The organism is Caballeronia fortuita (assembly GCF_001544835.2).
Taxonomy (GTDB): domain Bacteria; phylum Pseudomonadota; class Gammaproteobacteria; order Burkholderiales; family Burkholderiaceae; genus Caballeronia; species Caballeronia fortuita.
Genome location: NZ_FCNX02000001.1, coordinates 1 through 20398, shown reverse-complemented (window position 1 = coordinate 20398; position 20398 = coordinate 1). Strand labels below are relative to the sequence as shown.

At 62.5% G+C, this 20398-nt stretch carries 19 protein-coding genes and 1 pseudogene; 9 read left to right on the top strand and 11 right to left on the bottom strand.

Going from position 1 to position 20398, the window contains the following annotated elements; translation table 11 throughout:
• Positions 1-25: 25 nt before the first annotated feature.
• Complete coding sequence (locus AWB77_RS00095; RefSeq protein WP_061133081.1) at positions 26-781, bottom strand: Mut7-C RNAse domain-containing protein; 756 nt, start codon at positions 779-781, stop codon at positions 26-28.
• An 80-nt stretch (positions 782-861) separates the two neighbouring features.
• On the opposite strand from AWB77_RS00095, the gene AWB77_RS00090 reads away from it, so the two are divergent.
• From AWB77_RS00090 to AWB77_RS00075, 4 genes are all read left to right on the top strand, one after another.
• On the top strand, positions 862-1740 hold the full coding sequence (locus AWB77_RS00090) for an NAD(P)-dependent oxidoreductase (protein ID WP_061133080.1): 879 nt from the start codon (positions 862-864) through the stop codon (positions 1738-1740).
• An 82-nt stretch (positions 1741-1822) separates the two neighbouring features.
• Positions 1823-2452: a LysE family translocator gene (locus AWB77_RS00085; RefSeq protein WP_061132385.1), complete on the top strand. Its 630-nt coding sequence runs from the start codon at positions 1823-1825 to the stop codon at positions 2450-2452.
• A gap of 150 nt (positions 2453-2602) precedes the next feature.
• The gene (locus tag AWB77_RS00080) at positions 2603-3043 is read left to right on the top strand and encodes a hypothetical protein (protein WP_061132384.1); all 441 of its coding nucleotides are present in this window, start codon (positions 2603-2605) and stop codon (positions 3041-3043) included.
• 7 nt (positions 3044-3050) lie between these two features.
• Positions 3051-3416, top strand: a complete 366-nt coding sequence (locus AWB77_RS00075; RefSeq protein WP_061132383.1) for a response regulator — start codon at positions 3051-3053, stop codon at positions 3414-3416.
• Between the two features lie 233 nt (positions 3417-3649).
• Here the strand turns inward: AWB77_RS00075 and argC are convergent, their stop codons facing one another.
• From argC to AWB77_RS00060, 3 genes are all read right to left on the bottom strand, one after another.
• On the bottom strand, positions 3650-4603 hold the full coding sequence (gene argC, locus AWB77_RS00070) for an N-acetyl-gamma-glutamyl-phosphate reductase (RefSeq protein WP_061132382.1): 954 nt from the start codon (positions 4601-4603) through the stop codon (positions 3650-3652).
• Between the two features lie 46 nt (positions 4604-4649).
• Entirely contained in the window at positions 4650-5246 is a 597-nt protein-coding gene (locus tag AWB77_RS00065) for a flavodoxin family protein (RefSeq protein ID WP_061132381.1), read from the bottom strand.
• 125 nt (positions 5247-5371) lie between these two features.
• Positions 5372-5962 carry a YbhB/YbcL family Raf kinase inhibitor-like protein gene (locus tag AWB77_RS00060; RefSeq protein WP_061132380.1) on the bottom strand — a complete coding sequence of 197 codons (591 nt, stop codon included), beginning with the start codon at positions 5960-5962 and terminating at the stop codon, positions 5372-5374.
• Between the two features lie 296 nt (positions 5963-6258).
• On the opposite strand from AWB77_RS00060, the gene AWB77_RS00055 reads away from it, so the two are divergent.
• Positions 6259-6972: a response regulator gene (locus AWB77_RS00055; RefSeq protein WP_061132379.1), complete on the top strand. Its 714-nt coding sequence runs from the start codon at positions 6259-6261 to the stop codon at positions 6970-6972.
• An 84-nt stretch (positions 6973-7056) separates the two neighbouring features.
• Here AWB77_RS00055 and AWB77_RS00050 read toward each other — a convergent pair whose 3' ends face one another.
• Entirely contained in the window at positions 7057-7743 is a 687-nt protein-coding gene (locus AWB77_RS00050; protein ID WP_008352701.1) for an orotate phosphoribosyltransferase, read from the bottom strand.
• A 284-nt stretch (positions 7744-8027) separates the two neighbouring features.
• Between AWB77_RS00050 and AWB77_RS00045 the strand changes: the two genes are divergently transcribed.
• Together AWB77_RS00045 and AWB77_RS00040 are read left to right on the top strand one after the other, a co-directional pair.
• Positions 8028-9269: an MFS transporter gene (locus AWB77_RS00045; RefSeq protein ID WP_061132378.1), complete on the top strand. Its 1242-nt coding sequence runs from the start codon at positions 8028-8030 to the stop codon at positions 9267-9269.
• 254 nt (positions 9270-9523) lie between these two features.
• Positions 9524-11797, top strand: a complete 2274-nt coding sequence (locus AWB77_RS00040; protein ID WP_061132377.1) for an NADP-dependent malic enzyme — start codon at positions 9524-9526, stop codon at positions 11795-11797.
• A 73-nt stretch (positions 11798-11870) separates the two neighbouring features.
• Here the strand turns inward: AWB77_RS00040 and AWB77_RS00035 are convergent, their stop codons facing one another.
• The gene (locus AWB77_RS00035) at positions 11871-15443 is read right to left on the bottom strand and encodes an indolepyruvate ferredoxin oxidoreductase family protein (RefSeq protein WP_061132376.1); all 3573 of its coding nucleotides are present in this window, start codon (positions 15441-15443) and stop codon (positions 11871-11873) included.
• Between the two features lie 342 nt (positions 15444-15785).
• Here AWB77_RS00035 and AWB77_RS00030 point away from each other — a divergent pair, with 342 nt between their 5' ends.
• Positions 15786-15995 (top strand): hypothetical protein, encoded by a 210-nt coding sequence (locus AWB77_RS00030; protein ID WP_061132375.1) that lies wholly within the window; start codon positions 15786-15788, stop codon positions 15993-15995.
• A gap of 91 nt (positions 15996-16086) precedes the next feature.
• Here AWB77_RS00030 and hppD read toward each other — a convergent pair whose 3' ends face one another.
• A complete protein-coding gene (hppD, locus tag AWB77_RS00025; protein ID WP_061132374.1) occupies positions 16087-17190 on the bottom strand; it encodes a 4-hydroxyphenylpyruvate dioxygenase in 1104 nt (367 codons plus the stop codon).
• Between the two features lie 151 nt (positions 17191-17341).
• Between hppD and AWB77_RS00020 the strand changes: the two genes are divergently transcribed.
• Positions 17342-17845, top strand: coding sequence for an Lrp/AsnC family transcriptional regulator (locus AWB77_RS00020; RefSeq protein ID WP_061132373.1), 504 nt, complete (start codon positions 17342-17344; stop codon positions 17843-17845).
• A 31-nt stretch (positions 17846-17876) separates the two neighbouring features.
• Here the strand turns inward: AWB77_RS00020 and AWB77_RS00015 are convergent, their stop codons facing one another.
• The 4 genes and pseudogenes from AWB77_RS00015 to AWB77_RS35265 all read right to left on the bottom strand — a co-directional run.
• Positions 17877-18542 (bottom strand): GNAT family N-acetyltransferase, encoded by a 666-nt coding sequence (locus AWB77_RS00015; protein WP_061133079.1) that lies wholly within the window; start codon positions 18540-18542, stop codon positions 17877-17879.
• 219 nt (positions 18543-18761) lie between these two features.
• The gene (locus AWB77_RS00010; RefSeq protein ID WP_061132372.1) at positions 18762-19367 is read right to left on the bottom strand and encodes a TetR/AcrR family transcriptional regulator; all 606 of its coding nucleotides are present in this window, start codon (positions 19365-19367) and stop codon (positions 18762-18764) included.
• Between the two features lie 33 nt (positions 19368-19400).
• Positions 19401-20192 (bottom strand): DUF1835 domain-containing protein, encoded by a 792-nt coding sequence (locus AWB77_RS00005; RefSeq protein WP_061132371.1) that lies wholly within the window; start codon positions 20190-20192, stop codon positions 19401-19403.
• 90 nt (positions 20193-20282) lie between these two features.
• Positions 20283-20398, bottom strand: a pseudogene (locus tag AWB77_RS35265) (phenylacetic acid degradation protein); the annotation flags it as partial.

Genomic DNA, 20398 nt, shown 5'->3' with positions numbered 1-20398 from the left:
ATTGCCAGCCCGATATTGTACGGAACTAGCGACCCGCCTCCGCGAGCGCATCGATACGCGCGCGCATGCGCCGCCAGTGCGAGCCTTCCCAGAACACGCGACGACACACGTCGCACGTCACGAAGCGCGCATGCCGCTCGCGCACGCCCTCGGGCACGCGGCCATCGATTTCGCCGGGCGCCGCCGCACGCAACGGCGCGTTGCACATCAGGCAGAGACGGAACGCGCGCACGTGCGGCGCAAGATCGAAGCGTTCCGATACTTCGCGGAACTGGCCGTCGGCCTGAAGCGCGCGCACGTAGCATCCGCGCAGCACGGCGCGACGCTTGAGCAATTCACGATCGCGCGTGAGCACGATGCGCGCCTCGTCTTGCGAGAGCTGTTCGATTTCGTCGTCGGGGAAATTGTTGTCGTAACGCGTATCGAAACCCGCGAGCCGCAGCAGTTGCGCGAGCCCGCCGAGATGCGCATCGGCGATGAAACGCAGGCCGGCTACATCGACCGGCGGACGCAGCAGCAACGCGCCGCTTTTCATGCCGGCAGGCGCGTGATGCGCGGGATAAACCTCGATGAGATCGTCCGGCTCGATCGGGGCATCGAAGCCGACCGCGCGGCCGTTCTTCACGATCAGATCGACTTCCGTGTGCGGCACGCCGAGCGCTTCGATCATGTGCTTGGTCGTCGAAGACTTCGCGCACGCGCACGCGAACGTATGTCCGCGCAGGGATCGAGCGAGGAAATCGTTCAGTTCGCGATGGAAGTGAAAGCGCGCCTTGACCATGCAGCAGTATGGCATTGCACGCTTCTGCGCGCTTTGCGTCGATGTGCTTTACTGCGCAGACGTTCAAGGAGCAACTCAACATGGATATCGGATTCATCGGACTGGGAGAAATGGGCGGCGCGATGGCGGAGCGCGCGCTCAAGGCGGGACACACGGTGCGCGTCTGGAACCGTTCGCGTGACAAGACACGCGCGCTCGCGGATCAGGGCGCGTCGGTGGTCGATACGCCCGAGCAGGCGTTCGCCGGCGACGCCGCGTTTTCAATGCTCGCCGACGATCACGCGCTGCGTTCGGTGCTCGTCGATGGCGGCCTGCTCAAGCACGCGCCGAAGGGCCTCGTGCACGTCAACATGGCGACGATTTCGGCCGCGCTCGCACTCGAACTCGCCGAACTGCACGCGCAGCACGGCGTCGCGTATGTCGCCGCGCCGGTGCTCGGGCGGCCGGACGTCGCGGCGGCGGGCAAGCTCAACATCCTCGCGGCAGGCGCGAGCGAGTCGATCGACCGCGTGCAGCCCGTGCTCGATGCGCTCGGCCAGAAAACCTGGCGCGTCGGCAGCGAGCCGCAGCACGCGAACGTGCTCAAGCTCGCGGCGAATTTCATGCTGGCATCGGCGATCGAGAGCTTCGGCGAGGCGGCGGCGCTCGTGAGCGGCCACGGCATCGAATCGCAGACGCTGCTCGACGTCATCACGAATTCGCTGTTTCCGGGGCCGGTGTACCAAGGCTACGGGAAGATGATCGCCGAACGCCGCTACGAGCCCGCGCTGTTCAAGGCGCGTCTCGGACTGAAAGACGTGCGCCTCGCTATCGCCGCGGGCGATGCCGTCAACGTGCCGCTGCCGGTGGCGAGCGTCGTGCGCGACAACCTGGTCGATGCGCTCGCCCACGGCGACGGCGAGAAGGATTTCGCCGTGCTCGGTCAGGTGGCGGCGCGCCGCGCCGGGCGCGAATCGTAGATTGCAGATCGTAAATCGGTGTCGAGGCGGAGACGGGCGAACGGCATAATGCCAATCCCGCCTTCTTCCTCGTCACGCCGCAATGAGCCTGCATCTATGGTGGCTGTTCGTCGCCACTGTTTTCGTCGTTTCCGCGATTCCCGGTCCCAACATGCTGCTCGTGATGACGCACGGCGCGCGGCACGGCTTTCGCCGCTCGACGGCCACCATGGCCGGGTGTCTGACGGCGCTCGTCGTCATGTTGTCGATATCGGCGGCGGGACTGGGCGTGTTTCTCGACGCGTGGCCGCGTCTCTTCGACACGCTGCGTCTGACCGGCGCGGCCTATCTCGTCTGGCTGGGCGTGAAAAGCTGGCGCGCGAAAGCGAGCGCGATCGATATCCGCGACGATAGCGGCGCCGCACACGTCGCCCCGCGCATCACGCTGTTTCGCAACGGCTTTTTCGTCGCGAGCAGCAATCCGAAGGCGATCCTTTTCGCGGCGGCGCTGCTGCCGCAGTTCATCGACGCAAACCGGCCGGTGCTGCCGCAATTCGCCGTGCTCGTGTCGACGTTCGCCATCATCGAAGTGAGCTGGTACGCGGTGTATGCGGGACTCGGCGCGCGTATCGGCGACAAGCTGAAGAGCGCGAACGTCGCGCAGGCGTTCAACCGGCTGACGGGCGGCGTGTTCGTCGGATTCGGCGCGATGATGGCGCTCGTGCGCCGCTGATTCCGCAAACGTCTGCACGAACGGGTGCGTGATTTGCTCCGCTTACAGTGCTTCACTCGCTTTCGAACATACTTGCGCGGGCTTTGGGCGCATAGTCGCGCACATCGCGGATCGCGGATAACAAGAAGAACGCTGAAAAGGAGACGCCTCATGTATCCGTTTGGCCGACGTGTCGCTCGCGCCGCGCTCCTTCTGCTTTGCATGGGCCTGGTGGCGACGACTGGCGCGCGCGCCGACGATACACCGAGCCCTTGCGATGCGCTCAAGCGCATCGTCGCGGCCGCGCCGGGTTTTTCATCGCTTTCCGCATTCGACGGCCGCCCGGTCGCGCTGCCTTATGGCGACGACGCGCAGTGCGCCGCGACGCAAAGCAACTATCGATGCACGTGGACGCCGCATGGCAGCTCGGGTGCCGACGCGCTGCAGAGCGTTGCAGCCGATATCGCTTCGTGCCTGCCCGACGCGACGCACGATCAGAATTCGCCCGCGCGCCAGCATTTCTACCTGGGCGCACGCGGCGCGCGCACGGAGATCGCGGCGGCGCAGGCAGGATCGAACAAGCTGAAACTCGAGATCTACGGTTCCCGGTGAGGCCATCGTGAGCAAGCGCATCCTTATAGCCGATGACGACGACGATGCGCTCGCCGGCCTCGCGAATCTGTTGACCGGCATGGGCTACGAAGTCGCGCTCGCGGCGAATGGCGCGCAGGCCGTGGACGTCGCCGCGCAGTTCGATCCCGAAGTCGTGATTCTCGATCTGGGCATGCCGCTCGTCGACGGCCTCGGCGCGGCGCGCGCGCTGCGCAAGCTGCCGAACGGTTCCGCGATGATGCTCGTCGCGCTGACGGGCTGGGGCCAGCCGCAGCATCGCGAAATGACGCTCGACGCTGGTTTCGACGTCCATCTCGTCAAGCCGATTTCAGCGGATCAACTGCAATTCATTCTCTCGACGATGCAGCCCTGAGCTTCGATCGGGCATCGAGTCGGCATGTCGCATCACGCGATGTTGCAACGCACCAATCTTCTTGGTATATTCACTCCTGTCTCCTCCATGTCTCCACTGATATGGATTCAGCCCGCCAGCTTGGCGGGCTTTTTTTCGTCCTTATGTTTCGATGCTGCCCTGCATCGGCAGACGCAAAAAAGGCCGGTCCGCAGCGAAGCGAACCGGCCTTTCACGCTCGGACGAAACCGCGCTCAGCGCGCTAGACCCGTTTCCTCGGCGGCGCCAATCGCCAGATTCATGCACTGAATCGCCGCGCCAGACGCGCCTTTGCCCAGATTATCGAGGCGCGCGACCGTCACGAAACGCTCTTCGTTGCCAAAGACGAAGATATCGACGCGATTCGTCTCGTTGCAGGCCTGGACGTCGAAGAAACCGGCGTCGAGATTGCTTTCTGCTTCGAACGGCATCACGCGCACGAACGGCTCGTTGTTGTAGTACTCGGCCAGCATGTCCCGCACGTCCTGCGGCTTCGCCGGGCGCGCGAGCTGGGCGGGCGAGAAATACGTCGTCACGGCGAGACCCTTCAGGAACGGGCCGACGATCGGCGTGAAAAGCGGCGCGCGCTTCAGCCCCGTGTGCACCGACATTTCCGGCAGATGCTTGTGCGTGAGGCCGAGCGCGTAGGGGCGCGGGCTCATGAGCTTCTCGTTGCCGCCCGCTTCGTACTCCGCGATCATTTTCTTGCCGCCGCCGCTGTAGCCGGTGATCGAGTAGGCGTGGGCGTCGAAATCGGCGGGAATGAGGCCGCCCGCGACGAGCGGTCGCAACGACAGCACGAACGCCGACGCGTGGCAGCCCGGCACCGCGATGCGCTTTGCAGTGCGCAGACGTTCGCGTTGCGCGCGCGACAGCTCCGGCAGCCCATACGCCCAGTCGTCCTGTGTGCGAAATGCGGTGCTGGCGTCGATCATCACGGTGCGCGCGTTATCCGGCGCGACGAGCGATACCGACTCGCGCGACGCGACATCCGGCAGACACAGGAACGTCACGTCCGATGTGTTGATGAGCCGGCGGCGCTCCTCGATGTCCTTGCGCCGCGCTTCCTCGATTCGCAACACTTCGATGTCACGGCGCTGCGACAGATATTCGAAAATCTTCAGGCCGGTGGTGCCTTCCTGTCCGTCGACAAATACTTTCGTGGTCATCTCGATCTCGCTGGTTCGTGCGGGCGCTCGCCGCAAAACCGATAGTTTAAGGCGATTTGGAGGCGGGTTGATGTCCGATGTCGCCAAGCCAGCGCGCCGTCACTTCCGCGATGCGCGCGCCGAACACCTTCGCCGTCTCCAGATCGCCGGGCGGCGGCGCTTCATCAGGAGAGGCGTCCGCGGGCGATTGCGTGAGCAGCCCCGAAAAACCGCCGACGAAGTTCAGATCGTTGCGCGTGGCCGCCTTCGTGTTCGACGGCATCATGCCGGTGCCGACCCAGATCATGCCGTGCTGCATCGCGAGCGTGACGAAATACGAGATCGTCAGGAATTTGTCGCCGTTCATATGGGCCGAGTTGGTGAAGCCGGCCGCGATCTTGTCCTTCCATTTCTGCGCGAACCACGGCTTCGAACTGGCGTCGGCGAACTTCTTGAAGTCGGCGGACGGCCCGCCCATGTAGGTCGGCGCGCCGAAAACGATGGCGTCGGCAGCGTCGAGTTCGGCCCAGCTCGCGTCGTCGAGTTCGCCGACGGCGATCAGTTTCACGCTCGCGCCGGCATCGGCGGCGCCGCCGAGCACGGCTTCCGCGACCTTCTTCGTGTGGCCGTAACCGCTGTGATAAACGATGATGATGTTCGACATGGTGTCCCCGGGTCGTGCCGCGCGCCGCGGCACACGCGTCGTGCGCGCCCTGCGGATGGTCCCAGCCAGTCTAGCAAAGACAATTTTTGACCTACCGGCGCGACCGCACGGTTCCGGACGTCGGGCTAACGGCCGTAGGTGAAGGTGAAGTGCGCGCTGGCGATCGCCATCGTGCGGATTTCGTGCTCGAACATCAGCGCGGGCGTGCCTTGGCGCAGCCGCAGATCGGCGCTGTCGAGCGCGTAGATGGTCACGATGTAGCGGTGCGGCTTGCCGGGTGGCGGGCAGGGGCCGCCGTAGCCGTCGGTGTCCCAGTCGTTGCGCGCCTCGATCGCGCCCATTTTGCGCAGCGCGCCCGATGCGCTCGCGTTGTTCGGCAACCGGTCCGTGCCCGCCGGGATGCCCGCGACCGCCCAGTGCCACCAGCCGCGTCCGGGCGCGTCGGCGTCAAAAATCGTCACGGCGAAGCTGCGTGTGTTCGGTGGCGCGCCGCGCCAGGCAATCTGCGGCGAGCGATTGCCGCCCTTGCACTCGGATTGATCGAAAAGCAGATCGCGCCCGACGGGCCTGCCGGGCGCGAGATCCGTGCTGGAGACGGAGAAGGCGGGATCGGCGGCGGCCTCGCGGGAATTCGAGCAAACCACCGCCATTAAGGCGAACAACAGTACTGATGCGACGTGGCCAGTCGAACTCACGCGTCGGCCGGTGAGGCGCATAAGCTGAACTCCTGTCAGTATCGTTTCGCCATATAGCAGCGTTTCGCTGGCTGCAACGATGTTTTTTGTCTCAGTGATGCGCTTCGTAGCAACTTGCAGTTTAACATTGCAACAAAGAATTAAAGCTTGGATTCCTTGAGACTTAACCGATGGCGCTTCGCAGGCTCACCGGTTTTTGACGTAGTAACGTGCGAAGCGCCTTGACGGCGATGACTTCCGATTCTATAGAACGTAGAGATGAGTAATTCGATGCAGATTCGCGCGGCAACAAATCGACCGATTTACAGGAGATATAAATGAGCCAGCGAATAAAGGTCGTAATCGCAGACGATCATCCGGTGATTCTATTCGGCGCGGCACAGGCGCTGAGCAAGTTTCCCGAGGTCGACGTTGTCGGACAGGCGCGCCAGTCAACGGAACTCGTCCAACTACTGCAGAAGTCGCCCTGCGACGTCCTCGTCACGGATCTCGCCATGCCCGGCGGCTCCTATGGCGACGGCATGCCTTTGCTCGGCTATATCGGACGGCAGTTTCCGCGCGTGAAGCTCGTCGTACTGACCATGCTCGAAAATCCGGCCTTGCTCAAACGTTTGCGCGAAGTGGGCGTGATGTCCATCATCAACAAGGCCGACGACATGAATCACATCGGCTGGGCGATTCAACACGTGATGCGCGGACAGGAGTACCTCGGTCCTTCGGTGAAGGCCGCGCTCGACAGCATGGGTCTCAGCAGCAGCGGGCAGCAGCGCAGCGTGATTCTGTCCAAGCGGGAACTGGAGGTCGTGCGCCTGTTCGTGTCGGGCATGACCATTACCGAAATCGCCGCTCAACTCCGTCGCAGTATCAAAACGATCAGCACGCAGAAAAACACCGCGATGCGCAAACTTGGCATCGAGCGCGATTCCGAGTTGTTTCAGTACGCGCAAAGCAACGGTTTGATGAATCTGTCGGCTTATTCCGGCGACGGTTCGCTCGACAGTTCTTCCGTTCCTAATCCGAATTCGCTTTGACGTAATTCCGTTGTCGAATGGCAAAAAGCCGCTGATGTTAATCAGCGGCTTTTTGTTTTTTTACGAGACTGCGGCGGTTAAGGCTTATTGCGGCGCGGCGGTTGCGCCGCCGTGCGCGGCCGACCATTCCGCCGGCGCGTGCAGGAATTTCTCGACTTCGTCGAGTGTCTTCGTCTCGAAGTAGCCTTGCTCCTTCGCGACGCGCAGCACGTCCCACCACGTCGCGAGCGCGTGCAGATCGACGTCGATGTCCTTCAAGACCGACACGCTCTCCTTGAAGATGTTGTAGTGGAAAAGCACGAAGCAGTGATTCACCGTCGCGCCGGCGGTGCGCAGGGCATTGATGAAGTTGATCTTGCTGCGGCTGTCGGTGGTCAGGTCTTCGACGAGCAGCACGCGCTGGCCTTCGGTCAGCAAGCCTTCGATCTGCGCGTTGCGGCCGAAACCCTTCGGCTTCTTGCGCACGTATTGCATCGGCACCATCAGGCGATCGGCGATCCACGCCGCGAACGGGATGCCAGCCGTTTCGCCGCCGGCGACTGCATCGATCTGTTCGTAACCGACATCGCGCAGAATGGTCGCTTCGGCCATCTCCATCAGGCCGCGACGCACGCGCGGATAGGAGATCAGCTTGCGGCAGTCGATATACACCGGGCTCGCCCAGCCGGACGTGAAGATGTACGGTTTTTCCGCGTTGAAGTGCACCGCCTGCACTTCGAGCAACATCTTGGCGGTGGTGTCGGAGATCGTCTGGCGATCGAAGCCTGTCATGGGCGAATCCTTGGACTTGTGTGGCGCTTGCAAAAGCGGGAGGCGGCCGCGAGGGCCCTGGCGCATGGATCGACGTGAAAAGAGCATTCCTTTCGGATGGCTTTTTCGCGTGCGCTGCGCGCGTGTCGGCGGGACTTGGCGCTTTAGCGCCTTAGGGCCGTCCCATGCACGGCTAGCCCGTCATTCTACCCGACGCGGTGGGCCGCAGCGAATGGTTTGCAGGTTGTGAAGGCGCGGCGCTCACACGTACACTGCCGGCGCTGTTGCGCTCACTCATTCGCCCGATGACATCCGTTTCCCCTGCCAACGATTCCAACGCCGCGCCCACGCGGCACGCGCTGCAAGCGCTCGTCGCGTCCGTTCTCGGCTACGCGATGGACGGCTTCGACCTGCTGATCCTCAGTTTCATGCTGCCCGCGATCGCCGCCGATCTGCATCTCACGCCCGCACAATCCGGCGCGCTCGTCACGTGGACGCTCGCCGGGGCGGTGGCGGGCGGCGTGCTCTTCGGCATGCTGTCCGATTACTTCGGCCGCGTGCGTATGCTCACGTGGACGATTCTCCTGTTCGCCGTGTTCACCGGTCTTTGCGCGCTGGCGCAGGGTTATGGCGACTTGCTGGTTTATCGGACGATCGCGGGAATCGGGCTTGGCGGCGAGTTCGGCATCGGTATGGCGCTCGTCGCCGAGGCGTGGCCTGCGCGATTGCGGGCGCGGGTGTCGTCGTATGTGGGGATCGGCTGGCAACTGGGCGTGCTCGCCGCCGCGCTCGTCACGCCGATGCTCCTGCCCGTGATCGGCTGGCGCGGCATGTTCGCGGTCGGGCTGCTGCCGGCGGTCGCCTCGTTCTTCGTGCGGCGGCACGTGGACGAACCCGCGCTCTTCACCGAACGCCGCGCGGCGGCCAAATCCGATGCGGCCCGCAAGCTCCCGCTCAAACGTCTTTTCGACGATGCCCGCACCGCGCGCGCGAGCCTGGGCGTGGTGATCCTGTGCTCGGTGCAGAACTTCGGCTATTACGGGCTGATGATCTGGCTGCCGAGCTATCTCTCGAAGACCTTCGGCTACTCGCTGACGAAATCGGGGCTCTGGACCGCGGCGACGGTGATCGGCATGGCGTTCGGCATCTGGCTGTTCGGACTCGCGGCGGACCGCTTCGGGCGTAAGCCGGCGTTTCTCGTCTATCAGATCGGCGCGGTCGCGATGGTCTTCGTCTACTCCAACCTGACGAGTCCGACGGCGCTTTTGATCGGCGGCGCGGTGATGGGCGTCTTCGTGAACGGCATGCTCGGCGGTTACGGCGCGCTGATCTCCGAGATTTATCCGACCGAAGCACGCGCGACCGCGCAGAACGTGCTGTTCAATATCGGGCGCGCGGTGGGCGGTTTCGGGCCGGTCGCGGTCGGCGCGCTCGCCGCGCGTTACTCGTTCGCCGTCGCGCTCGCGTTTCTCGCATCGATCTATCTGCTCGATGTCGTCGCGACGCTCTTTCTCATCCCCGAAAAGCGCGGCGCCGAACTCGACTGAACGCCAAGTCATCCGACGAAAAAGCGCTGAAACGTTGCATCGCGTCATTCCAGGCGCGCGGTGTACACTGGTTGTCCCAAAAAAACCAAAGGCTCCGTCCGCTCGTTCCATCCTTGCGAGCGGGACGCCGCGTCTATCCGGCGCGCCGAGCACATGACAATTGGTCCATCGATTCACATTCCCGCATTCAGAGCAGCACGGTCGACGGCAATGTGAACCCTGTTCAAATAAATCTCAAACGTCTCAGGTCAATCATGGACGAACAACTGAAGCAAAGTGCCCTCGCGTATCACCAGAATCCCCGTCCCGGCAAGATTTCGGTTACTCCGACCAAGCCGCTTTCCAATCAGCTCGACCTGTCGCTCGCATACTCGCCGGGCGTCGCGGCCGCGTGCATGGCGATCTACGACGAACCGCTCGATGCGCAGAAGTACACGTCGCGCGCGAATCTCGTCGGCGTCGTGACGAACGGCACGGCCGTGCTGGGTCTCGGCAACATCGGCCCGCTCGCGGCCAAGCCGGTGATGGAAGGCAAAGGGTGTCTCTTCAAGAAGTTCGCGGGCATCGACGTGTTCGACATCGAGCTGGCTGAAACCGATCCGGACAAGCTCGTCGATGCGATCGCGATGCTCGAACCCACTCTGGGCGGCATCAATCTCGAAGACATCAAGGCGCCGGAATGCTTCTACATCGAGAAGAAGCTGCGCGAGCGCATGAAGATTCCTGTTTTCCATGACGACCAGCACGGCACGGCGATCATCGCGTCGGCGGCGATTCTCAACGGCCTGAAAGTGGTCGGCAAGAAGCTCGACGAAGTGAAGCTCGTCTGCTCGGGCGCAGGCGCGGCGGCGATCGCGTGTCTCGATCTGCTCGTGCATCTGGGCCTGAAGAAATCGAACACGCTCGTGATCGATTCGAAGGGCGTGATCTACGAAGGCCGCGGCAATCTGGATGCATCGAAGGAGCGCTATCAGGCGTCGACCGACGCGCGCACGCTCGCCGATGCGATGCACGGCTGCGACGTGTTCCTCGGCTGCTCGAGCGCGGGCGTGTTGAAGGCCGAGATGGTTCAGACGATGGCCGACAAGCCGCTGATTCTCGCGCTGGCGAATCCCGAGCCGGAGATCCGCCCGGAAGAGGCGAAGCGCGTGCGGCCGGACTGTATCGTCGCGACGGGCCGTTCGGATTATCCGAATCAGGTCAACAACGTGCTGTGCTTCCCGTTCATCTTCCGCGGCGCGCTGGACGTCGGCGCGACGACGATCACGGAAGAGATGAAGCTCGCGTGCGTGCGCGCGATCGCCGAACTCGCCGAAGAAACCGATCAGGGCGATGAGGTCGCGAAGGCGTACGAAGGTCATTCGCTGGAATTCGGTCCGGACTATCTGATTCCGAAGCCGTTCGATCCGCGCCTCATCATCAAGATTGCGCCGGCCGTCGCGCAAGCCGCGATGGATTCGGGCGTGGCGACGCGTCCGATCAAGGACATGGATGCGTATCGCGAGACGCTCGGCGCCACGGTGTATCGCACGGGGATGGTGATGCGCCCGGTGTTCGCGGCGGCGAAGGCGGCGCCCGCGCGTATCGCCTTCGCGGAGGGCGAGGACGAGCGCGTGCTGCGCGCCGCGCAATTCGTGCTGCTGGAGAAGATCGCGAAGCCGATCATCATCGGACGGCCGGCGGTCGTCGAGATGCGGCTTCAGAAGATGGGCTCGAAGCTCAAGCCGGGCGTCGATTTCGAGATCGTGAATCCGGAAGACGATCCGCGTTATCAGAAGAGCTGGCAGGCGTATCACGAGATCGCCGCGCGTCAGGGCGTGACGCCGGAAAGCGCGAAGGCCGCGTTGCGCAAGTTCAACACGCTGATCGGCGCGATTCTGGTTCATACCGGCGATGCGGACGGCATGATCTGCGGTCTCATCGATACGTATCAGGATCACCTGAAGTTCATCGATCAGGTGCTCGGCAAGGCGGAAGGCGCGAACAACTTCGCTGCGATGAACCTGCTGATGCTGCAAGGGCGCAATCTCTTTATCAGCGATACGTACGTCAACGAGACGCCGACTGCCGAACAGCTCGCCGACATGACGATTCTCGCGGCGCGCGAAATCGAGCGATTCGGCGTGCAGCCGAAGGTCGCGCTGCTGTCGAATTCGAACTTCGGCAGCGTGCCGAGCGCGTCGGCGAACCGGATGGCGGAAGCGCGCAAGCTGATCGCGGAGCGTGCGCCGGATCTTGAAATCGATGGCGAAATGCACGGCGATGCGGCTTTGTCGGAAGCGGTGCGCAAGGCGTCGTTCCCCGGCACGACGCTGCATGGCGAGGCGAATCTGCTCATCATGCCGAACGTCGAAGCGGCGAATATCACGTACAACCTGCTCAAGATGGTGAGCGGCGAAGGCGTGACGGTCGGGCCATTCCTGCTGGGTGCTGCGAAGCCTGTGCATATCCTCACGCCGGCGGCGACCGTGCGTCGGATCATCAATATGACGGCGGTGGCGAGTGCCAATGCGCGGGTAGCGAAGTAAGGTTTATTTGCCGCGCTGAAAGAAAAACGGCGATCCGGATGACCGGATCGCCGTTTTTTATGGGGCTAACGCGTCAAGCCACTTGTCGCGCTTCGCCCTGAGGATCGCGCCACCGCGCGATCAACTTCTCCCATTTCACCTTCGCCGCCCGCACGTTGTTGTCCTTGACGTGCCCATACCCGCGCATCGAATCCGGCAGATTCGCCAGTTCGATCGCAAGCGGCAACTTCTGCGCCGTCAGCCCGCCGATCAACTCGAGCACCAGCGCCTCGTATTCCTCGATCAACGCCCGCTCCATCTTCCGTTCTTCGGTGCGGCCGAACGGATCGAGCGCCGTGCCGCGCAGGAACTTGAAGCGAGCGAGCACGCGCATCGCGGACATCATCCACGGCCCATACTGCTTCTTCACCAGATGACCGTGCGAATCCTTCTTCGACAGCGACGGCGGCGCGAGGTGCACCTTCACCTTCCAGTCGCCTTCGAAACTCGCGCGGATCTTGTCGAGGAAAACCGGATCGGCATAAAGACGCGCGACTTCGTATTCGTCCTTGTACGCCATCAGCTTGTGCAGATTCCTCGCGACGGCCTCCGTCAACGGATAATCGGCGTTGCCCAACTCCGCTTCCTTCGCGCGCACCGCCGCGACCAGCCGTCCGTACCGGGCCGCGTAAGCCGCGTTCTGGTACTTCGCGAGATAGTCGAGGCGTTTGTCGATGAGCGTATCGAGCGCCTTCGGCGTATGCAGCGTGATGATCTTGGCCGGCGCGTCCTGCGTCTGCGTCCCTTGCGCGAGCCGCGTCACCGACGACAGATCGTGCGCCGCGCGCCGTCCCCACTCGAACGCGGCGAGATTCTTTTCGACCTGCACGGCATTCAGTTCGATCGCGCGCACGAGCGATTCATGCCGCAGCGGCACCCATCCCTTTTGCCACGCATAACCCAGCACGAACGGATTCGTATAGATCGCGTCGCCCATCAGCGCGACGGCGAAACGGTTCGCATCGACGAGCGCAACGTGCTCGCCTGCCGCCGCGCGAATGTCGGCCTCCGCGCTCGCGCCCGGAAAGCTCCAGTTCGGGTTCTTGATGAACTCGGCGGTCGGCGTCTGCGCGCTGTTCACGACGACGCGCGTGTGATCAGGCTGCATCCGCGAGCCGCATTCGTTGCTCGCGGTGACGATCGCATCGCAGCCGATGACGAGATCCGCCTCGCCCATCGCAATGCGCGTCGCGTGGATATCGGTCGGGCGGTTCGCGATCTGCACGTGACTCATCACGGCGCCGCCTTTCTGCGCGAGACCGGTGACGTCGAGCACCGTGACGCCTTTCTGCTCCAGATGCGCCGCCATGCCGAGCAGCGCGCCGATCGTCACGACGCCCGTTCCGCCGACGCCCGTCACCAGCACGCCATACGGCCGCCCGATTTCCGGCAACTCCGGCGTGGGAACCGCGGGCATCGTATCGCTCGCGACGCTCGTCGCCTTCGGCTTCTTCAACTGGCCGCCTTCGACCGTCACGAAGCTCGGGCAGAAGCCGTTCAGGCACGAATAGTCCTTGTTGCACGTCGACTGGTTGATCTGCCGCTTCGTGCCGTACTCCGTCTCGAGCGGCTCGACCGACAGGCAATTCGACTTCACCGAGCAATCGCCGCAACCCTCGCACACCGCCTCGTTGATGACGACGCGCTTCGCCGGATCGGGATACGCGCCGCGCTTGCGACGACGACGCTTTTCCGTGGCGCAGGTCTGGTCGTAAATCAGGATCGATGTGCCGGGAATCTCGCGCAACTGACGCTGAATGTCGTCGAGTTTGTCGCGATGATGCACGTCGATGCCTGGCGCAAGACCGACATCGGCCGTGTACTTTTCCGGCTCGTCCGTGACGATGACGATCTTCGCCGCGCCTTCCGCCGCGAGCTGATGCGTGATCTGCGGCACCGTCAGAACGCCGTCGACGGGCTGGCCGCCTGTCATCGCAACGGCGTCGTTGTAGAGAATCTTGTAGGTGATGTTCACCTTCGCCGCGATCGCCGCGCGGATCGCGAGCAGCCCCGAGTGGAAATACGTGCCGTCGCCGAGATTCGCAAAAACGTGCTTGTCGTCGGAGAAGGGCGCCTGGCCGACCCACGCGACGCCTTCGCCGCCCATCTGGCTGAACGTGCTGGTACTGCGGTCCATCCAGACCGTCATATAGTGGCAGCCGATGCCCGCCATCGCGCGCGAACCATCCGGCACGTTCGTCGACGTATTGTGCGGACAGCCCGAGCAGAACCAAGGCTTGCGTTCGGCCTCGACGCGCGGCCGCGCGAGCGCCTTTTCCTTCGCCTCGATCACGGCGATGCGCGTCGCGATGCGCGCGCGCACGTCGGCAGGCAGATCGAACTTCTCGAGACGCGTGGCGATCGCCTTCGCGATGATCGCGGGCGATAGCTCGTAGTGCGCCGGCAGGAGCCAGTTGCCCATCGGCACGGACCATTCGCCGCCGGCGCCGTCTTTTTCATCGAACTTGCCGTAGACGCGCGGACGTTGCGCATCCGGCCAGTTGTACAGTTCCTCTTTGATCGCGTATTCGAGAATCTGACGCTTTTCCTCGACGACGAGAATCTCTTCCAGCCCGCGCGCGAATTCGTGCGCGCCCTGCGCTTCGAGCGGCCACACGCAGCCGACCTTGTAGAGACGGATGCCGATCTGCGAGCACGTCGCATCGTCGAGGCCGAGGTCGGTCAACGCCTGACGCACGTCGAGATACGCCTTGCCGCCGGTCATGATGCCGAAGCGCGCATGCGGCGAATCGATCTCCACGCGGTCCAGCTTGTTCGCGCGCACGTAGGCGAGCGCGGCGTACCACTTGTAATCGAGCAGACGCGCTTCCTGCACGAGCGGCGGATCGGGCCAGCGGATGTTCAGGCCGCCTTCGGGCATTGCAAAATCGGTCGGAAGGACGATTTTCGTGCGATGCGGATCGATATCCACGGAAGCCGACGACTCGACGACATCGGTCACGCATTTCATCGCGACCCAAAGTCCCGAGTAGCGCGACATCGCCCAGCCGTGCAGGCCGAAATCGAGGTATTCCTGCACGTTCGACGGAAACAGCACCGGCAGGCCGCACGCCTTGAACACGTGCTCCGACTGATGCGCGAGCGTCGATGATTTCGCGGCGTGATCGTCGCCGGCGAGGACGAGTACGCCGCCGTGCGTCGCCGATCCGGCTGAGTTGCCGTGCTTGAAGACATCGCCCGAACGGTCGACGCCCGGGCCTTTGCCGTACCACATCGAGAAAACGCCGTCGTATTTGGCGCTCGGGTACAGGTTGACTTGCTGCGAGCCCCACACGGCAGTGGCGGCGAGATCCTCGTTCACGCCCGGCTGGAACACGACCTGATGGCCGGCCAGATGCTTCTTCGCCTTCCAGAGCGACTGGTCGAGACCGCCGAGGGGAGAACCGCGATAACCGGAGATGAATCCGGCAGTATTGAGGCCGGCGGCCTTGTCGCGCTCTTGCTGGAGCATCGGCAGACGCACCAGCGCCTGGATGCCGCTCATGTAGGCGCGGCCGCGTTCGAGCGTGTATTTGTCGTCGAGCGTGACGGATTTCAGCGCGGCTTCTAGCGAAGCTCTTTGTTCTGCGTCTAGCGGGGCGTTCATTATGTGTCTTCCTCCACCCGAGGTTTGGGATCACCAAAGCATGTTTCGGGCCGTCGCGTCTTGTGAACTGTCGGGCCGGGATTCCAGTTTGCCGGTCTCAGGGTTTTCGAGACAGTGGGGCAAACCCGTTAAAAATTCCTCACTTACAGCCGCTTTGCGTCGGTTTCTTGACGATTTGACCGTCACCAGGAGGGTTTTGTTACAGCGTGTAAATCCGACCGATCTGAGGAACCCCGGCGTTCATGTCTGTCTAAAATGGCGCTTCCGAAATTTCCGTGCCGTCTTTTTGCGCACGTTTGGCTTTCGGGAGTGTCGTACATACGCAGTTAGAAGGAGATAACGATGAAACAACGCCACATCCAGAATTTCTTGATGGTATCGGCGGCCTTTTTCGCGATCAGCGCGCCGATGGGCGGCGCGCGCGCGAATGGCGCTTCGCCGTTCGGGGCGTCGTCGGTTGCACAGGTCGCGCAAGTGCGCGCTCAGTCGGTTCAGGCGGGCGCCCAAAAGCGCCGCGAATCCGACCGCAGCGACGACGAGACGGCGGGCTGACCCGCTCTTCGCGGACCGGGCAACGCAACGGTCCGCCGGAACGAAAAAAGGGACATGAATTCATGTCCCTTTTTTTATGCCTTCTGCCCGATCAGCCTGCGGTCGTGTCCTTCAGCACGCCGCGCCGCATCTGATCCAGTTCGATCGATTCGAATAGCGCCTTGAAGTTACCTTCGCCGAAGCCCTGATTGCCCTTGCGCTGGATGATCTCGAAGAAGATCGGTCCGATCTGGTTTTCCGTGAAGATCTGCAGCAGGATTTCGTCCTTGGTGCCGTCGATCAGAATCTTGCGTTTCTTCAATTCGGCGACGGATTCCACATGCCCCGGCACGCGGCGGTCGACGAGCTCGTAATACGTGTCGATGGTATCGAGCAACGCGATCTTCGCGCCACGCAGGCCATCGACCGTGCTGTAGATATCGTTCGTGCCGAGCGCGATGTGCTGGATGCCTTCGCCGCGATAGGCATCGAGATATTCCTGAATCTGGCCGGCGTTTTCCGAGCCCTCCTCGTTGATCGGAATGCGGATCTTGCCGCACGGCGACGTCATCGCCTTCGACTTCACCGCCGTCACTTTGCCTTCGATGTCGAAGTAACGAACTTCGCGGAAGTTGAAAAGGCGTTCGTAGAATTCGGCCCATTCGACCATGCGGCCGCGATGCACGTTATGCGTCAGGTGATCGATGTACGTCAAACCGTGGCCAGCCGGATTCTGCTCCGCGCCCGGAATCGGCTCGAAGTCGACGTCGTAAATGCTGATGTCGCCGATGCTGCCCGGCTGCGCGCCGTTCTTGCCGCGCCAGCGGTCGACGAAATAGATCAGCGAATCGCCGATGCCCTTGATCGCCGGAATGTTCAGTTCCATCGGGCCGGTCCTGTTGTCGAAGCCCCACGCGCCGAGTTCTAGCGCACGCTTGTACGCCTTGGCGGCATCGGCAACGCGAAAGGCGATCGCACAGATCGAAGGGCCGTGCAGACGCGCGAAACGCTGCGCGAAAGAGTCCGGTTCCGCGTTGACGATGAAGTTGATTTCGCCCTGCCGATACAGCGTCACGTCCTTATGACGATGCTTTGCGATCGCGGTGAAGCCCATCTGCTCGAACAGTTTGCCGAGTGCGACGGGATCCGGCGCGGTGTACTCGATGAATTCGAAGCCGTCGGTCCCGACGGGATTCTCCCAAGTCGTTGCGGTCATGCATGTCTCCTGATTCCTGATGGGATGCGGCGCGTTTGCGCGACGTGGAGACAGTCTAGTCGCATGTGGCTGGCAAAAGCTTGCGAAACAAATCGTCCGTTCCTAAGATTGCGCACTATGTTGCCAACATTTCGCGACTTGGAGCTATGAAATGGCTGAACTCGCACTGGATACTATCGACCTGCGCATTCTCGCGATTCTTCAGGAGAACGGGCGGCTGTCGAATCAGGAGATCGCGGATCGTGTGAATTTGTCACCGAGTCCGTGTCTGCGGCGGATTCGCCGGCTTGAGGAAAGCGGCGTGATTCGTGGCTACGTCGCGTTGCTCGATGCGAAGAAGCTCGGGTTAGGTCTACTCGCCTATGTCAATGTGCGCCTGGAAAAGCGCGGGGGAACGCAGGCCGCGGCCGGCACGCCGAAAACGCCGACGCATGGCGATATGTTCCGCGAAGCGGTGCGTTCGTGGCCGGAAGTCGTCGCCTGCGATGCGATGACCGGAGAAATGGATTTTCTGCTGCGTGTGCAGGTGCGCGATATGGATGATTTTTCGCGCTTCGTGCAGGACGAGCTTCTGCATCATCCGTCGGTGATCGACGTGCGCTCGAGCTTTTCGCTGGAACGCATCAAGGAGACGACGGTTCTGCCGCTGCGCTGAAACGAAAAGGGCGGTCGATGCCGCCCGCTGATCACGCCGCGTCGAGCGACGGAATGAATGCCTGAAACACCTGAGACGCACGATGCGCCTGACGCTTGATCGCGTAGTCGAACACGGCGGCCTGCTCCTGAAGCATCTCGGACATGATGCTCGTCTGATCCGCCGGCGGAAGCGACAGATACGCATCCGCTTCGCCGTAGGCGTATTCGATATTCATGCCCGATTTCTTCGCGATGTGCATCATCGTCGAATTGCGCGACAGGCAGTGCATGTAGAGCACCGACACGTGCGTATTGCGGCTGCGCATGGCGGCGCGCTCGAACAGCTTGGAGCCGATGCCGCAGCCGCGCGCGCTTTCCAGCACCGACACGCCGAACTCGGCGGTGCGCTTGTCGCCTTCGGCCGGCAGATATGCCAGATGACCGACGCCGATCAGTTCGAGCGCGCTGCCGAAAACACCGAAGACTTTGTCGTTCGAGAAGTTGATGTTACGCACGTAGTTCTCGATGACGTGATCCGGGACGATCTGCCCGAAGCGCAGAAGGCGATCGTCTTCGTCGAGCGCGAGGAAGTGCGCGAGAAGTCGCTCGCGATCCGCCGAGGAGAGTTCACGGACGAGAACCGGCTTACGCGCGACCTTGAGTGGCAGATCGTGCGGCACGATCTGCCCGGCAGTGCGGTTGATGGTCAGTTCCACGGCTGTTCCTCCTTCATTCGTCATGCAGCATGCTGCAAAGCAAAACGAATTCTAGCGGATTCCGGAGATTCGGGTACGGGAAAACCCTTAAATTACGTTAGACGCGGACTTCTAAACGATCACTGAAATCGAATAAATACCATCAAAATCAGAGGTTTAGACGTGCTGCGGCGATACGACAATTCACCGACCAGTGAGTCTGGTGTGCCGCAGCAATAATCAGTGATCACCGTTCAGACCGTTCTCGATCATGTCGACGACCTGTTCCGCGAACTCGCTGTAGCCGAGCTTGCCACCGGGCTTGAGCCAGGTGAACGTCCAGTTGATCATGCCGAACACCATCATGGTGAGCGCCGTCTGGTTGTCCTTGCTCGCGCGCTTCGGATACGCGCGCGCAAGTTGTCGCGCGAACGCCGCGACGATATCCCGCTGACGATCGAGGATGATTTCGCGCTGCGCCTCTTCGAGATACTTCACGTCGTTGAGCAGCGCGACATGCCGGCTGTGCGACGTCTCGTATTCGGCGAGAAACGCGCGCACGAGATCGGCGAACGCCTCGCGCTCGCCCAGCCCGCGACGCTGACTAGCGCCTTCGACTTCCGCGATGATCAGCATCAGCCGCTTCGTGTAGCGGTCGAGCAGATCGAAGAGGATCGCTTCCTTGCTCTCGTAATAATGATAGAGGCGGGCCTTCGACGTGCCGCTCGCGGCGGCCAGATCGGCCATGGAAGTGCTGGGGTAGCTCGTCTGGGCGAATTTCGCGGCGGCGAGTTCGAGGATCTGTTCGCGTTGCGTCTCGTGATCGGGCGCTTTGGTACGGGCCATGTGCTGGAAAATTGCGTTCTTATGGATATCGATTCAGCGGCGCAGCTCGGCCTTGCTGATTTCCGACGGCGTGCCGCGGATTTTAAGCCGTCCCGCCGTGACGAGTTCGCGGCAGCGCCAAAAAGCGATCGAATCCGAGAGCATGAAGTCGAAGCACTGTCCCATCGCGGCGCCGGCGATTCGGGCGGCGGGCTGCCATTCGGGTCCGGCGAGATCGAGCAACGCTTCGTCGATGTCGATCCACGTTCCCGATACGAGCATGTTGTCGCGCAGGCGGCGCGTGTCCGCGTTGGCGTGCTTCGCTTCCTGCCATTCGAGGGCGAGCCGGCTGATGCGCAGCACGGAGATCGGCGCGGCGGTAGGCAGCTTCGCGAGCAGTTGCTTCGGCGAAAACATGCCGACGGCCGTCGCGCGGCCGACGCGTTCGGCATCGCGTTCGTCGCTTGCGATTTTCAGATCGTCGTGATTGAGCTTCGCTTCGTTGAGGCGCTGCGGCGCGTTGCGCAGATGATAGGCGACGCGCCGCAGCGTGAGCTGATCCGCCGCGCTCTGGCCGTGCCACACGACGATCTGACCGTCGCCGCGCGCGAGCCGGTTGAAAAGCGCCTGTTGTTCCTCCAGTTCGTTCTCGAAGTCGATCGCGCTGTTCAATACCTGGCGCCAGAACGCGGCGCGCGCGAGCGGTGATTCGTCGATATCGCGGATCGGACCGACGGCGAGATCGTCGCGCAGCGCGATGACGCGTTCGTCGCGTTCCGCGCGCAAGAGCGCTTCGGTGAGGGATTGGGCCGCGCTATCGCCATTCGTGACATGAATCGTGTTCATCGGTATCGGATGCCGGAAAGACGCAAGGACCGCTCGAGTGAGCGATCCTAGTTTACGCGAATCGAAAGAAGGCGGGCTGTGGCCTGGACCCTATCGCTCGTCGAAACTCACCACCACCCGTTCGCTTATCGGATGACACTGGCACGTGAGCACGAACCCGTCATCGATCTCGTGCTGTTCGAGCGTGTAGTTCTTGTCCATCTTCA

Excerpts from the sequence above, each read along its gene's own strand:
- AWB77_RS00095 (WP_061133081.1), bottom strand. The coding sequence starts at position 781 with ATGGTCAAGGCGCGCTTTCACTTCCATCGCGAACTGAACGATTTCCTC.
- AWB77_RS00090 (WP_061133080.1), top strand. The coding sequence starts at position 862 with ATGGATATCGGATTCATCGGACTGGGAGAAATGGGCGGCGCGATGGCG.
- AWB77_RS00085 (WP_061132385.1), top strand. The coding sequence starts at position 1,823 with ATGAGCCTGCATCTATGGTGGCTGTTCGTCGCCACTGTTTTCGTCGTT.
- AWB77_RS00080 (WP_061132384.1), top strand. The coding sequence starts at position 2,603 with ATGTATCCGTTTGGCCGACGTGTCGCTCGCGCCGCGCTCCTTCTGCTT.
- argC (WP_061132382.1), bottom strand. The coding sequence starts at position 4,603 with ATGACCACGAAAGTATTTGTCGACGGACAGGAAGGCACCACCGGCCTG.
- AWB77_RS00065 (WP_061132381.1), bottom strand. The coding sequence starts at position 5,246 with ATGTCGAACATCATCATCGTTTATCACAGCGGTTACGGCCACACGAAG.
- AWB77_RS00060 (WP_061132380.1), bottom strand. The coding sequence starts at position 5,962 with ATGCGCCTCACCGGCCGACGCGTGAGTTCGACTGGCCACGTCGCATCA.
- AWB77_RS00055 (WP_061132379.1), top strand. The coding sequence starts at position 6,259 with ATGAGCCAGCGAATAAAGGTCGTAATCGCAGACGATCATCCGGTGATT.
- AWB77_RS00050 (WP_008352701.1), bottom strand. The coding sequence starts at position 7,743 with ATGACAGGCTTCGATCGCCAGACGATCTCCGACACCACCGCCAAGATG.
- AWB77_RS00045 (WP_061132378.1), top strand. The coding sequence starts at position 8,028 with ATGACATCCGTTTCCCCTGCCAACGATTCCAACGCCGCGCCCACGCGG.
- AWB77_RS00040 (WP_061132377.1), top strand. The coding sequence starts at position 9,524 with ATGGACGAACAACTGAAGCAAAGTGCCCTCGCGTATCACCAGAATCCC.
- AWB77_RS00035 (WP_061132376.1), bottom strand. The coding sequence starts at position 15,443 with ATGAACGCCCCGCTAGACGCAGAACAAAGAGCTTCGCTAGAAGCCGCG.
- AWB77_RS00030 (WP_061132375.1), top strand. The coding sequence starts at position 15,786 with ATGAAACAACGCCACATCCAGAATTTCTTGATGGTATCGGCGGCCTTT.
- hppD (WP_061132374.1), bottom strand. The coding sequence starts at position 17,190 with ATGACCGCAACGACTTGGGAGAATCCCGTCGGGACCGACGGCTTCGAA.
- AWB77_RS00020 (WP_061132373.1), top strand. The coding sequence starts at position 17,342 with ATGGCTGAACTCGCACTGGATACTATCGACCTGCGCATTCTCGCGATT.
- AWB77_RS00010 (WP_061132372.1), bottom strand. The coding sequence starts at position 19,367 with ATGGCCCGTACCAAAGCGCCCGATCACGAGACGCAACGCGAACAGATC.
- AWB77_RS00005 (WP_061132371.1), bottom strand. The coding sequence starts at position 20,192 with ATGAACACGATTCATGTCACGAATGGCGATAGCGCGGCCCAATCCCTC.